Genomic DNA, 13,339 nt, shown 5'->3' on the forward strand with positions numbered 1-13,339 from the left:
GCCATGCATGACGCCGTGATCGACGCACCGTTCGGCAAAGTCGGCATTCGTGTCGACGAGGCGGCCGGCGTGGTGAGCCTCATTGAATATCTGCCGGGAGAGGTTGCGTCCGTTGCGCCCCATTGCCCGTTGGCCGACGAAGCCGCGCGGCAGATCGCGCATTACTTGACGTCGCCGCGCGCGACGTTCGACCTGCCGCTCGCGGCTGTCGGCACGCCGTTTCAGCGGCGCGTGTGGGAAGCGATGTGCGCAATCCCGCCTGGTGAGACGCGCACCTATGGCGAGTTGGCGCGGCAAGTCGGCGGAACGCCGCGCGCGGTGGGTCAGGCGTGCGGCGACAACCCGTTCCCGATCGTCATTCCTTGTCACCGAGTCGTTGCCGCCAACGGGCTCGGCGGCTTTGCCCACCACGCCGGCGACGGCTTCTATCCACGCGTGAAGCGCTGGCTGCTCGATCATGAGAGCGCGCAACAGGCCCTCCCGCTATGAGCGATATGCTGAAAGTCGACAAGTTGCCCGCACGGCGCGAGGGGCGTGAAGGCGAGGGGGTTTCGGCCGAAAAAGTCTCGACGGCGCATGACGCCGCGAACACTCAGTCCATCGATGCATTTTGCGACGCCCTCTGGCTCGAGCATGGCCTTGCGCGCAATTCGCTCGATGCCTACCGGCGCGACTTGCGGCTCTTCGCCGTTTGGCTCGCGCGCGAGCACGGTGTGCCGCTCGATGCGGCGGGTGAGGCGCACGTGAACGGCTACCTGGCGGCCCGCAGCGACGGCAAGGCGACCTCGGCGAACCGGCGTCTCTCGGTCTTTCGCCGCTACTTCGCGTGGGCCATCCGCGAGCACCGCACGGCGGCCGATCCGACGCTCAAGATCCGCTCCGCCAAGCAGCCGCTGCGCTTCCCGTCGACATTGTCGGAGCAGCAAGTCGAGGCGCTGCTCGCCGCGCCCGACGTCGATACGGCGCTAGGCCTGCGCGACCGGACGATGCTCGAGCTCATGTACGCGAGCGGGTTGCGCGTTTCCGAGCTCGTCGGCCTCAAAACAGTCGAAGTAGGGCTCAACGAGGGTGTCGTGCGTGTGATGGGCAAGGGCGCCAAGGAGCGGCTCGTGCCGTTCGGCGAAGAAGCGCACGGTTGGCTCGCGCGCTACTTGCGCGAGGCGCGTCCCGCGCTCCTCGGCGCGCGCGCCGCCGATGCGCTCTTTGTCACAGCGCGCGGCGAAGGCATGACGAGGCAGCAGTTCTGGAACATCATCAAGCGCCACGCCCGGGCGGCCGAGATTCACGCGCCGCTTTCGCCCCACACGCTGCGCCACGCGTTCGCGACGCATCTCCTGAACCACGGGGCCGACTTGCGCGTCGTGCAACTGCTGCTCGGTCACGCCGACATTTCCACGACGCAGATCTACACGCACGTCGCGCGCGAAAGGCTCAAGACGCTGCATGCGCAGCATCATCCGCGCGGGTGAGCTGGCCGCGGGCGCGACCGATGCCGAATCGACCGCGTGAGTAGCGGTGAACCGGCCGCCGCCCTTAAAATGCGGCGATGAGCAAAGCCAAACACATTTCGGAGACGCCTGCCACGCAGTTCTTGCGCCGCCATGGAGTGAGCTTCGGCGAGCATCCGTACGATTACGTTGAACACGGCGGTACCGCCGAATCGGCTCGGCAGCTAGGCGTCGACGAGCATCATGTCGTCAAGACCCTCGTCATGGAGGATGAGCACGCGAAGCCGCTCGTCGTTCTCATGCACGGCGATCGCACTGTGTCCACAAAGAACCTCGCGCGGCAGATCGGGGCGAAGCGCGTGGAGCCCTGCAAGCCCGAAGTCGCCAACCGGCATTCCGGATACTTGATCGGCGGGACGTCGCCCTTCGGCACGAAGAAGCCGATGCCCGTCTATGTCGAGCAAAGCATCCTCGAGCTTGCTTCGATCTATCTGAACGGCGGGCGCCGTGGTTATTTGATCAGCATCGCGCCTTCGGTGCTGACGACGCTCGTGCACGCGCGACCCGTCAACTGCGCGAGCGTCGATTGAGCGCAACAGGTCGGCGGGGCAGTGCAGGCGATTGCACCGTTGAGGCCGGACCGCCTCAGTCGATCCACCAATAGACTGTCCCGCACCGGGCTTCGGTAGAATGAGCGCCGCGCCCGGGTGCCGCGTTCCGTCTCATGCGGGCGGACGCGCGTGGATCGAATCGACCGCTCGCCCTACTACACGCCAAAACAACCGCTTATGGAACTCGTAATCGTTGCTGTCGCCGCCTATCTGATCGGATCGGTCTCGTTCGCCGTGATAGTGAGTGCGGTGATGGGGCTGGCCGATCCGCGCTCGTACGGCTCGGGCAATCCCGGCGCGACCAACGTGCTGCGAACCGGCAACAAGAAGGCAGCCGTCCTGACCTTGATCGGCGACGCCTTCAAAGGCTGGCTCGCGGTCTGGCTCGCCGCGCATCTCGGCCCGCGCTATGGGCTCGACGACACCGCAGTGGCGGTTGCCGCGCTGGCCGTCTTCCTCGGCCACCTTTACCCGGTCTTCTTCAAGTTCAAGGGAGGCAAGGGCGTCGCGACGGCGGCCGGCGTGCTGCTCGCGATCAACCCGGTGCTCGGCCTCGCGACCGTCGCGACCTGGCTCATCATCGCGTTCTTCTTCCGCTATTCGTCGCTCGCGGCGCTCGTGTCGGCCGTCTTCGCACCGCTCTTCGATATCTTCATGTTCGGCCCGAACACGGTCGCCTGGGCCATCTTCGCGATGAGCGCGCTGCTCGTCTGGCGCCACCGGGGAAACATCTCGAAGCTGATCGCGGGCAAGGAAGGCCGGATCGGCGAGAAAAAGACGGACGCGGCGGCACACGCCAAACACGAAGCGGGCGCCCATCAACATCACGCCCGCAAGCATTGATCTGATCTGCCCCGCTCGCCGGCGCGTGGCCGGCCAACGGGGGAAGTGGCGCAACCCGGCGGGCGTGCTTCAGTCGCGGAAGTTGTTGAAATCGAGCGGCGTATCGGTGACATCCTTGCGCAGCATCGCGATCACGTTTTGCAAGTCGTCGCGCTTCGCGCCCGTGACGCGCACGGCATCGCCCTGGATGCTAGCCTGAACCTTCAGCTTGCTGTCCTTCACCAGTTTGACGATCTTCTTGGCGAGGTCGCCGGACACGCCTTTCTTGATCGTGACGACTTGCTTTACCTTGTCGCCGCCGATCTTCTCGACCTTGCCGTAATCGAGGAAGCGCACGTCGACACCGCGCTTCGCCATTTTGCCGACGAGCACATCCTTCACCTGACCGAGCTTGAAATCGTCGTCGGCGAACATCGTCAGCTCGCGCTCCTTTTGCTCGACGCGCGCGTCGGACCCTTTGAAGTCGAAGCGCGTCGAGATTTCCTTGTTGGATTGTTCGATCGCGTTTTTCACTTCGACCATATTGGCTTCGCAAACGACATCGAACGACGGCATGCTATCTCTCCCAGGTTTGAGGCTGCGGCGGCGCCCGCGCGGCAGCGCAGGCGGCACTCGCTATAATCACGGACCGAACGTCATTCTACCGATCCCGTCCTCAATGCCCAAGCCGCGCCGTCGGCCGCGGCGCCGCAGAGAAGCGCTTTGCCGATGTCTTCGCCCGATCCGATCGCCTTGATTTCCGATTTTCCGCTGCGCGCGCACAACACGTTCGGCTTCGATGTTCGCGCCCGCCTCGCATGCCGCGTCGAAACGGCCGGGCAGTTCGCCGCCGCCGCGCGCGATGCGCGTGTCGCGGGGCTGCCAAGGCTCGTGCTTGGCGGCGGCAGCAATATCGTCTTCACGAAAGATTTTGATGGTCTGGTGCTGCTCGCCGCATTGACCGGCAAGCGCCTCGTGCGCGAAGACGACGAGGCGTGGTACGTCGAGGCGGCCGCCGGGGAGAATTGGCACGGATTCGTCGCCTGGACGTTGGCGACGGGCTTGCCGGGCCTCGAGAACCTGGCGCTGATTCCAGGCACCGTCGGGGCCGCGCCGATCCAGAACATCGGCGCTTACGGGCTCGAGATGGGCGAGCGCTTCGCGTCGCTGCGCGCGGTTGAGCTCGCGACGGGCGAAGTGCGCGATTTCGACTTCGACGCCTGCCGTTTTGGCTATCGCGACAGCTTTTTCAAGCGCGAGGGGCGTGATCGGTTCGCGATTACGTCGGTGACGTTTCGTCTGCCGAAGGCATGGACGCCCCGCGCTGACTATGCCGATGTGGCACGCGAGCTCGACGCGCGCGGCGCCGCGGCGACGCCGCAGGCGATTTTCGACGCGGTCGTCGCCATCCGCCGGGCCAAGCTGCCCGATCCGCTCGCGCTCGGCAATGCGGGAAGCTTCTTCAAGAACCCTGTCGTCGATGCGGCGACGTACGAAGCGTTGCGGGCAAAGGAGCCGCGGCTCGTCGGCTATGCGCAGCCCGACGGGCGGTTCAAGCTCGCGGCCGGTTGGCTCATCGATCGATGCGGATGGAAAGGGAGAGCGATGGGGGCGGCCGCGGTTCACGACAGGCAGGCGCTCGTGCTCGTCAACCGCGGCGGCGCCACGGGCGCGGACGTCCTCGCACTCGCGCGGGCGATCCAGCTCGACATCAAAGAACGGTTCGGCGTCGAGCTGGAACCGGAGCCTTTAGTGGTTTAGGGCTTGCTCACACTCATTGCCGGCTTGTGCTGGCCAACAAAACGGCCGGCGTCGGCCCGGCACGCGCGGATTGTCACCGCGCGTTGAACGACCTCCGCGCCGCTGTGTCGCGACACGGCCGGCGCGAAGGGTCGAGTTCAAGCACGCGGACGAAGCGATCAGCCGCGTTGCCGGCGAGCGTTTTCGGCGATGCGCATGCGCAGCGCGTTGAGCTTGATGAAGCCGCCGGCGTCGGCCTGGTTGTACGCGCCGCCGTCATCGTCAAACGTCGCGATCGTTTTGTCGAACAGCGTGTTCTTCGAATCGCGCGCGACGACCGACACGGAGCCCTTGTAGAGCTTCACGCGCACCCAGCCGTTGACGTTTTCCTGCGTGTGATCGATGAGCACTTGCAGCGCGCGGCGCTCGGGCGCCCACCAGTAGCCGTTGTAGATCAGCGAGGCATAGCGTGCGAGCAGATCGTCCTTCAGGTGGGCGACTTCGCGATCGAGCGTAATCGATTCGATGCCGCGATGCGCCTTGAGCATGATGGTGCCGCCCGGCGTTTCATAGCAGCCACGCGATTTCATGCCGACGTAGCGGTTCTCGACGAGGTCGAGCCGGCCGATGCCGTGCTTGCCGCCGAGGCGGTTAAGCTCCGTCAGCATGTCGGCCGGCGATAGCCGCTTGCCGTTGATTGCAACGGGATCGCCGCGCTCGTATTCGATATCGAGGTACTCCGGCGAATCGGGCGCGTCCTCGGGCGCGACGGTCCAACGCCACATGTCGGACTCGGCTTCGGCGCGCGGATCTTCGAGGTGGCGGCCCTCATAGGAGATGTGCAGCAGGTTCGCGTCCATCGAGTAGGGCGCGCCGCCTTGGCGGTGCTTCATATCGATCGGAATGCCGGCCTTCTCCGCGTATGCGAGCAGCTTCTCGCGCGACAGCAGATCCCATTCGCGCCACGGCGCGATGACCTTGATGCCGGGCTCGAGCCCGTAGTAGCCGAGCTCGAAGCGAACCTGATCGTTGCCCTTGCCCGTCGCGCCGTGCGAGACGGCTTGGGCGCCCACCTGGCGGGCAATCTCGATCTGGCGTTTCGCGATCAGCGGCCGTGCGATCGAGGTGCCGAGCAGATACTCGCCCTCATAGATCGCGTTCGCGCGGAACATCGGGAAGACGAAGTCGCGCACGAACTCCTCGCGCAGATCGTCGATGAAGATGTTTTCCTGCTTGATGCCGAGCTGCAGCGCCTTCTTGCGGGCGGGCTCGAGCTCCTCGCCCTGGCCGATGTCGGCCGTGAACGTGACGACTTCGGCCGAGTAGTTGTCCTGCAACCATTTCAGGATGACGGAGGTGTCGAGGCCGCCCGAATAGGCGAGCACGACCTTTTTGATATCGCTCATGGTGAACTCGTGGCTGGTGCGTAACTGAAGACGATGACGACTAAAAACAGCGTTGCGCCGGCGTGCGGCCGACGCTGAAAACTCGTCGCGCGACGGCCCCACGCTGGGTGTGGCCGCGCCGCGGCGAATCAATGGTTCAACTTGCCGAGCAGCAGAAACTCCATCAGCGCCTTTTGGACATGCAGGCGGTTTTCGGCCTCATCCCAGACGACGCTTTGCGGGCCGTCGATGACGTCGGCGGTCACTTCCTCGCCGCGGTGCGCGGGCAGGCAGTGCATGAAAAGCGCGTCGGGATTCGCGCGGCCCATCATCTCGGCATCGATACACCAGTCGGCGAAAGCGGCCTTGCGGACCTCGTTCTCGGCCTCGAAGCCCATGCTAGTCCAGACATCGGTGGTCACCAGATCGGCCCCGCGGCATGCTTCGTGCGGATCGTCCAAGACTTCGAACGCGGGGGCGCTTTCGGGCGCGACGAGCGCCTGATCGAGCGGGTAGCCGGGCGGCGTGGAGATCCGCAGCTTGAAGCCCAGAATCTTTGCGGCCTCGATCCACGTATAGAGCATGTTGTTCGCGTCGCCCACCCACGTCACCGTCTTGCCGGCGATCGGACCGCGGTGCTCGTAGAACGTGAAGATGTCGGCCAATACCTGGCACGGGTGGTACTCGTTCGTCAGGCCGTTGATGACGGGCACGCGCGAGTTCTCGGCGAAGCGCCGCAAAATGTCCTGCCCGAACGTGCGGATCATGATGATGTCGACCATCCGCGACATCACTTGCGCGGCGTCCTCGATCGGTTCGCCGCGGCCGAGCTGGGTATCGCGCGTGCTCAAATAGACGGCGTGGCCCCCGAGCTGGAACATGCCGGCCTCGAACGACAGGCGCGTGCGCGTGGAATGCTTCTCGAAGATCATCGCGAGCGTGCGGTCGTGCAGCGGATGATAAGTCTCGTAGTTCTTGAACTTGCGCTTCAGAATGCGCGCGCGCTCGAGCACGTACTCGTAGTCTTCCAACGAGAAGTCATTGAATTGCAGATAGTGGCGGATTTTTTTGTCGGACATGAAACAAATACGGCGGACTGACCCGGCCGTGAGACCGGACGGCGCCGCCGTCGAATGGGATAACTCCCCGCAGCATAAAGGATTTTTGCCGGTTTGACGAGCCGCCGCCGAGGTTCGCTCCGTGTGCGCACCGTTTGTGTGCGGTGCGGAAAAGACAGTCGGGGGTGGTATAATCCCCGAGTTTTCTCCAGCCCGGCGGGTAAAGCTTCGGGCGCACCATATGGGTTTCATACATGGCCGAAGCACCGTTCACCGAATACTTCATTCAGGGCATCACCAAGGACGGAAGGAAGTTTCGGCCGAGCGACTGGGCGGAGCGTCTGGCGGGGGTCATGTCCAGCTACGGTCCCGGCGTGAAAGGCCCCAACGCACGCCTTCAATACTCGGTGTATGTGCGCCCCGTGCTGCTCGGTGATGTCAAGGTCGTGATCGTCGACTCGCGGCTGCGCAACATCGAACCGATGGCATTCGATTTCTGCATGAACTTCGCGAAAGACAACAACCTCGTCGTGACCGAGGCTTGCGAGTTGCCCCACCATCACGGCGCCGTGCAAAAAGCAAAGCGTTGACGCGGCGGGGGCGGACGCAATGTCCGCCGCAGGTCGATAGCGCGGCGGTTTCGCGCGCGAACGTCAACGGTTGGTGCCTTCCTTCCTCACCGACACATTCCCGACACACCCGATTCGCGGCAGCAAAACAAAATGCCGCTCAGCGGCCAGCTGAACGGCATTTGCGGGGACGCTCCGGACGAGCTTACTGCGCGGCGGCGGGTTGCTGCATGCCTTTGAGGGCGGCCACGAGGCGGCTCTTGTGGCGAGCGGCCTTGTTCTTGTGGACGATTTTCTTGTCGGCGATGATGTCGAGCGTCTTGGCCGAGAGGCGGAAGACTTCGGCGGCCTTGGCTTGATCGCCGGCTTCGATTGCCTTGCGGACAGCCTTGATCGCCGTGCGGTACTTCGAGCGCAGCGCCGAGTTGTGCGAGTTCGCCTTCGCGGCTTGGCGGGCGCGCTTGCGTGCTTGCTTGGAGTTAGCCATGAGAGTTCCTAGTCCTGTATTGTTCGCGGTGCCCGAAGTCGCGCACTAAACGACCGTTCGAGCGTCCTTCGATCGAAACCTTCGGGAACGATTGCCCGAAGGCGCAAAACGTCGGCATCGCTGCATCTGATCGCGTCTTCGCGACGCAACGCAGAAGGCGAGCTTCGAAACGCGCGAGTATATCAGCAAAATCAGAGAGATGGCAAATATCGCGACGAGACGGCCGGAAGCCACGGCGGCTGCCCGTATAATAGCCGGCCCATGAATCTATTCCGAGCCCTGCTGACGGTCAGCGGTTTTACGCTGCTCTCGCGCGTAACCGGCCTCATCCGTGAAACGCTGATCGCGCGCGCCTTTGGCGCGAGTCAATTCACCGACGCCTTTTACGTCGCCTTTCGCATTCCGAATCTGCTGCGGCGGCTTTCGGCCGAGGGCGCGTTTTCACAGGCGTTCGTGCCGATCCTCGCCGAATTCAAGAACAGTCAGGGGCACGGGCCGACGAAAGCGCTCGTCGATGCGATGTCGACGGTGCTCACCTGGGCGCTTGCGCTGCTTTCGCTCGTCGGCATCGTCGCGGCTTCCGCGGTCGTCTTCGCCGTGGCCTCGGGCTTGAAGGGTGACGGTCAGGCGTTCGGCCTCGCGGTGACGATGACGCAGATCATGTTTCCGTACATCGTCTTCGTCTCGCTGACCACGCTCGCGGCCGGCGTCGCGAACACCTACGGCAGCTTTTCGCTGCCCGCGTTCGCACCGGTGCTGCTCAACGTCTCGTTCATCGCGGCGGCCGTGTTCGTCGCTCCGCACTTGAAGGTGCCGGTCTTCGCGCTTGCCTGGGCCGTCATCGTCGGCGGCGTGCTGCAGTTCGCGGTGCAATGGCCGGGCCTCGCGAAGATCGACATGACGCCGCGCATCGGCCTCAATCCGTTCGTGGCGCTCGCCCACCGCGGCGTCAAGCGCGTGCTCATGAAGATGGTGCCGGCCACGTTCGCCGTCTCGGTCGCGCAGCTCTCGCTCATCATCAACACCAATATCGCCTCGCGGCTCGGTCCTGGGGCCGTGTCCTGGATCAATTACGCGGACCGCCTCATGGAGTTTCCGACGGCGCTGCTCGGCGTCGCGCTCGGGACCATTTTATTGCCGAGCTTGTCGAAAGCGCACGTGGACGAGGACCCGCACGAGTACTCGGCGCTGCTCGATTGGGGCCTGCGCGTGACGTTCCTGCTGGCGGCGCCGAGCGCGCTCGCGCTGTTCCTCTTTGCCGAGCCGCTGACCGCGACGCTTTTCAACTACGGACGTTTCGACGGGTACTCGGTCGTCATGGTGGGCCGCGCGCTGACGGCCTATGGCGTCGGCCTCATCGGCCTCATCGTCATCAAGATTCTCGCACCCGGCTTTTACGCCAAGCAGGACATCAAGACGCCCGTGAAAATCGGCATCGGCGTGCTGATCGCCACGCAGCTCGGCAATCTGGTGTTCGTTCCCGTTTTCGCGCACGCGGGGCTCACGTTGAGCGTCGGGCTCGGCGCTTGCGTCAACGCCATATTGTTGTACACGGGTTTGCGCCGGCGCGGCATCTACATCCCGTCGGGCGGCTGGGCCCTCTTTCTCGTGCAGCTCCTCGGTGCTTCGCTCGTGCTGGCCGGCGCAATGCATTGGTGCGCGGCGAATTTCGACTGGATCGGGCTGCATGCGCGGCCGCTCGCGCGCATCGCGCTGCTCGCGGCCTGCATGGTCCTGTTCGCCGCACTATATTTCAGTATGCTTTGGTTGATGGGCTTCAAATACACCTACTTTAGAAGACGCGCCAAGTGAGGACTCCAGACCTGAGACAGCCATGACATCGGTTCTCGACTACTTCACTTCACTCGTCGCCGACGACGACAGCCTGCCGGTCACCGAAACGGCGCTTTCGCTCGCGCAGGATGCCTATCCCGACCTCGATCTGCAAGGCACGCTCGCCGAGCTCGACGAGCTGGCCGTGCGGCTCAAGCGCCGTTTGCCCGGGAACGCGGACCTGACGGACAAGATCGGCGCGTTGAACCGCTTCTTCTTCCGCGAACTCGGCTTCGCCGGCAACCTCAACGATTACTACGACCCCGATAACAGCCACCTCAATGTCGTTCTGAAGCGCCGGCGCGGCATTCCCATCTCGCTTGCGATCCTCTATATGGAAATCGGCGAGCAGGTCGGCGTTCCGGTGAAAGGCGTGTCGTTTCCGGGCCACTTTCTGCTGCGCGTGACGCTGCCGGAGGGCGACGTGATGCTCGATCCGACGACGGGCAAGTCGCTGACCGAGGCGGAGATGGTGGACCGGCTCGAGCCGTATTTGTCGCACACGAGCGGCGACTCGATCGGCGGCACGCTGCGGATGCTGCTGCAGCCGGCCACGGGGCGCGAGATCATCGCCCGCATGTTGCGCAACTTGAAGGCGATCTATTTGCAGACCGAGCGCTGGCAGCGTTTGTTGGCGGTGCAACAGCGGCTCGTCATTCTGCTGCCGGAAAGCATCGAGGAGGTGCGCGATCGCGGGTTCGCCTATGCGCGGCTCGATTATCTGCGGCCGGCGCTCGAGGATCTGGAGCGCTACCTGGACGACCGCCCCGACGCCGAGGACGCGACCGCCGTCGAATCGCAGTTGCAGGAGCTGCGCCAGCGCACCGACAGCGGCGACGACTGAGCGCGCCGCCTGCCGGCGCTATTTCGGCTGCATCCGGATCGCGCCGTCGAGTCGGATCACCTCGCCGTTCAGCATCGTATTGTCGAAGATTTGCTTGACGAGCATCGCATACTCGATCGGCTTGCCGAGGCGCGCGGGGAAAGGCACCATCGCGCCGAGCGAGTCCTGCACTTCCTGCGGCATGCCGAGCAGCATCGGCGTTTCGAAGATGCCCGGCGCGATCGTCATCACGCGAATGCCATTGCGCGAGAGGTCGCGCGCGATCGGCAGCGTCATCCCGGCGACACCGCTTTTCGAGGCTGCATAGGCTGCCTGGCCGATCTGCCCGTCGAATGCCGCGACCGAGGCTGTGTTGATGATGACGCCGCGCTCGCCGTTCGCATTCGGCGCATTCTTGGCCATTTCCGCGGCGGCCAGGCGCAGCACGTTGAAGGTGCCGATCAGATTGATTTCGATCGTGCGGCGGAACGCATCGAGCGGATGCGGCCCGTCCTTGCCGACCGTCTTCACCGCCGGCGCGACGCCGGCGCAGTTCACGAGACCGACGAGTGTGCCGAGCCGTGTCGCGGCCGCGACGGCTTCGACCGCATCGTCTTCGCGCGTCACGTCGCACTTCACGAACACGCCGCCGAGCTCGCCCGCGAGCGCGCTGCCCGCCGCCTCGTTGAGGTCGGCGATGGCGACCTTGCCGCCATGTTCCGCGATGAGGCGTGCCGTTGCGGCGCCGAGGCCCGACGCGCCGCCGGTGATCAGGAATCCGTTACCGCGAATCTCCATGCTCAAAGCTCCTTTCGTTTATCGAGGGTCGACGAAGCAGCGCCCTTATTTCAAGGCATCGAACACGCGCTGGCGGATCTCTTCGACGGACCCGAGACCGGAGATGCGGCGATATTGCGGCGGATTGAGGCCGTTTTCGACGCCGCGCTGGGCCCATTGCTGGTAGTAGTCGACGAGCGGCTTGGTCTGCGCGCAGTAGACATCGAGACGCTTCTTGACTGTCTCTTCCTTGTCGTCGTCGCGCTGGATCAGCGGCTCGCCCGTCAGGTCGTCCTTGCCCTCGACCTTCGGCGGATTGAATTTCAGGTGATAGGTGCGGCCCGATGCCGGGTGCGTGCGGCGGCCGCTCATGCGAACGATGATCTCGTCGAACGGCACGTCGATCTCGAGCACGTAATCGATCGCGACGCTGGCCTGCTTCATCGCCTCGGCTTGCGGCAACGTGCGCGGGAATCCGTCGAACAGATAGCCTTTCTCGCAATCGCAGTCGGTGAGGCGCTCCTTGACGAGATTGATGATGACCGCGTCGGGCACGAGCTCGCCCGCATCCATATAGCGCTTCGCCTCAACGCCGAGCGGCGTGCCGGCCTTCACGGCGGCGCGCAGCATGTCGCCGGTCGAAATCTGCGGAATCCCGAATTTTTCTTTGATGAAGTTCGCTTGGGTGCCCTTTCCGGCGCCAGGTGCACCCAACAGGATTAAACGCATAGTGGTATCTCCGAGTCGTATGTGGAATGCGGTGCGAAAGCCGAAACGCGCCGGCCGATGTCCGTGGCCGTGCGAATGGGAGCGGCAGCCTCGGCAGCGCGCGCTTTTCGCGGCGCTTCGACCCAGGCGGGCAGCAGGGCAGACGGACAGGAACCAGAGAGCCGAATGTTGCGAATGCTCGCGCAATCGGCTTCGATTATGCCATGGCTCGAAACTACTCCGACCGGAAAAGCGAGCGGACGCGCTCGAGATCGGCCGGCGTATCGACGCCCGGAGGAGGCGCCTCATGGGTGACGAGCACCGCGATACGCTCGCCATACCACATGGCGCGCAGTTGCTCGAGCATCTCGGCGCGCTCGATGGGCGCCTGCGCGAGTCGCGGATAAGTGCGCAGGAAGCGCGCGCGGTAGGCATAGAGGCCGATGTGGCGATAGACCGGCGCCGCTTCGGGCGCGGGCATCGCCGCGATGTCGATGGCGTCGGCCGCGCAATGCGGCTGATAGGCGTCGCGCATCCACGGAATCGGCGCGCGCGAGAAGTAAAGCGCGCGCCCTTGCGCGTCGAGCACGACCTTGACGACATTGGGGCTGAACACCTCAGCGGCATCGTGGATCGTATGCGCGGCCGTCGCGATCGCACAGTCGGGATGCCGCGCGAGATGCGTAGCGACACCGCTCACGAGCGCCGGATCGAGCAGCGGCTCGTCGCCCTGCACGTTCACGACGATCGTATCGTCGCTCCAGTTCAGCCGTGCGGCCACCTCGGCGAGGCGATCCGTGCCCGAGGGGTGATCGTCGCGCGTCAGCAGCGCATCGATGCCATGCGCGCGGGCCGCCTCGAGTACGCGCTCCGAATCGGAGGCGATCAGCACTTGGAGCGCGCCCGCAGCGCGCGCGCGCTCGGCGACGCGCACGACCATCGGCTTGCCGCCAATGTCGGCGAGGGGTTTCTCGGGCAGGCGCGTGGAAGCGAGCCGGGCGGGGACGACGGCGACAAACGGTGCGCCGCTGATCGAAGCGTATTCGGTCATCGAAAAAGGGAAGGGGAGATTCGCTCG

Annotated in this window: 15 protein-coding genes; 8 read left to right on the forward strand and 7 right to left on the reverse strand. The window is 64.6% G+C overall.

What is annotated here, in order from left to right; all coding sequences use genetic code 11:
- The first annotated feature begins 3 nt into the window (after positions 1 to 3).
- From B0G57_RS25015 to plsY, 4 genes are all read left to right on the forward strand, one after another.
- Positions 4 to 489 (forward strand): methylated-DNA--[protein]-cysteine S-methyltransferase, encoded by a 486-nt coding sequence (locus B0G57_RS25015; RefSeq protein ID WP_018440780.1) that lies wholly within the window; start codon positions 4 to 6, stop codon positions 487 to 489.
- On the forward strand, positions 486 to 1,469 hold the full coding sequence (xerD, locus tag B0G57_RS25020) for a site-specific tyrosine recombinase XerD (protein WP_018440779.1): 984 nt from the start codon (positions 486 to 488) through the stop codon (positions 1,467 to 1,469). Before B0G57_RS25015 ends, xerD begins: the two co-directional genes overlap by 4 nt.
- A gap of 77 nt (positions 1,470 to 1,546) precedes the next feature.
- The gene (gene ybaK, locus B0G57_RS25025; RefSeq protein ID WP_018440778.1) at positions 1,547 to 2,038 is read left to right on the forward strand and encodes a Cys-tRNA(Pro) deacylase; all 492 of its coding nucleotides are present in this window, start codon (positions 1,547 to 1,549) and stop codon (positions 2,036 to 2,038) included.
- A 198-nt stretch (positions 2,039 to 2,236) separates the two neighbouring features.
- A complete protein-coding gene (gene plsY, locus B0G57_RS25030) occupies positions 2,237 to 2,902 on the forward strand; it encodes a glycerol-3-phosphate 1-O-acyltransferase PlsY (RefSeq protein ID WP_018440777.1) in 666 nt (221 codons plus the stop codon).
- A gap of 69 nt (positions 2,903 to 2,971) precedes the next feature.
- Here the strand turns inward: plsY and B0G57_RS25035 are convergent, their stop codons facing one another.
- On the reverse strand, positions 2,972 to 3,457 hold the full coding sequence (locus B0G57_RS25035) for a YajQ family cyclic di-GMP-binding protein (protein ID WP_018440776.1): 486 nt from the start codon (positions 3,455 to 3,457) through the stop codon (positions 2,972 to 2,974).
- 153 nt (positions 3,458 to 3,610) lie between these two features.
- On the opposite strand from B0G57_RS25035, the gene murB reads away from it, so the two are divergent.
- The gene (gene murB, locus B0G57_RS25040) at positions 3,611 to 4,642 is read left to right on the forward strand and encodes a UDP-N-acetylmuramate dehydrogenase (RefSeq protein WP_018440775.1); all 1,032 of its coding nucleotides are present in this window, start codon (positions 3,611 to 3,613) and stop codon (positions 4,640 to 4,642) included.
- A 158-nt stretch (positions 4,643 to 4,800) separates the two neighbouring features.
- On the opposite strand, the gene B0G57_RS25045 is transcribed toward murB, so the two are convergent.
- A complete protein-coding gene (locus B0G57_RS25045) occupies positions 4,801 to 6,027 on the reverse strand; it encodes an argininosuccinate synthase (RefSeq protein ID WP_018440774.1) in 1,227 nt (408 codons plus the stop codon).
- Positions 6,028 to 6,155: 128 nt separating this feature from the next.
- Positions 6,156 to 7,085, reverse strand: coding sequence for an ornithine carbamoyltransferase (gene argF, locus B0G57_RS25050; protein ID WP_018440773.1), 930 nt, complete (start codon positions 7,083 to 7,085; stop codon positions 6,156 to 6,158).
- 233 nt (positions 7,086 to 7,318) lie between these two features.
- On the opposite strand from argF, the gene B0G57_RS25055 reads away from it, so the two are divergent.
- Entirely contained in the window at positions 7,319 to 7,654 is a 336-nt protein-coding gene (locus B0G57_RS25055; protein ID WP_018440772.1) for a DUF3579 domain-containing protein, read from the forward strand.
- A gap of 184 nt (positions 7,655 to 7,838) precedes the next feature.
- On the opposite strand, the gene rpsT is transcribed toward B0G57_RS25055, so the two are convergent.
- Entirely contained in the window at positions 7,839 to 8,120 is a 282-nt protein-coding gene (gene rpsT / locus B0G57_RS25060) for a 30S ribosomal protein S20 (protein ID WP_018440771.1), read from the reverse strand.
- 261 nt (positions 8,121 to 8,381) lie between these two features.
- Between rpsT and murJ the strand changes: the two genes are divergently transcribed.
- Positions 8,382 to 9,932, forward strand: a complete 1,551-nt coding sequence (gene murJ, locus B0G57_RS25065; protein WP_018440770.1) for a murein biosynthesis integral membrane protein MurJ — start codon at positions 8,382 to 8,384, stop codon at positions 9,930 to 9,932.
- A gap of 22 nt (positions 9,933 to 9,954) precedes the next feature.
- Positions 9,955 to 10,797 (forward strand): SirB1 family protein, encoded by an 843-nt coding sequence (locus B0G57_RS25070; RefSeq protein ID WP_018440769.1) that lies wholly within the window; start codon positions 9,955 to 9,957, stop codon positions 10,795 to 10,797.
- A gap of 18 nt (positions 10,798 to 10,815) precedes the next feature.
- Here the strand turns inward: B0G57_RS25070 and B0G57_RS25075 are convergent, their stop codons facing one another.
- The 3 genes from B0G57_RS25075 to kdsB form a co-directional block, all read right to left on the reverse strand.
- Positions 10,816 to 11,574, reverse strand: a complete 759-nt coding sequence (locus tag B0G57_RS25075) for a 3-hydroxyacyl-CoA dehydrogenase (protein ID WP_018440768.1) — start codon at positions 11,572 to 11,574, stop codon at positions 10,816 to 10,818.
- A gap of 45 nt (positions 11,575 to 11,619) precedes the next feature.
- Complete coding sequence (gene adk, locus B0G57_RS25080; protein ID WP_026229681.1) at positions 11,620 to 12,282, reverse strand: adenylate kinase; 663 nt, start codon at positions 12,280 to 12,282, stop codon at positions 11,620 to 11,622.
- Positions 12,283 to 12,496: 214 nt separating this feature from the next.
- Entirely contained in the window at positions 12,497 to 13,312 is an 816-nt protein-coding gene (gene kdsB, locus B0G57_RS25085; protein WP_018440766.1) for a 3-deoxy-manno-octulosonate cytidylyltransferase, read from the reverse strand.
- Positions 13,313 to 13,339: the final 27 nt, after the last annotated feature.

Origin of the sequence: Trinickia symbiotica, from assembly GCF_002934455.1 — a bacterium.
GTDB lineage: Bacteria > Pseudomonadota > Gammaproteobacteria > Burkholderiales > Burkholderiaceae > Trinickia > Trinickia symbiotica.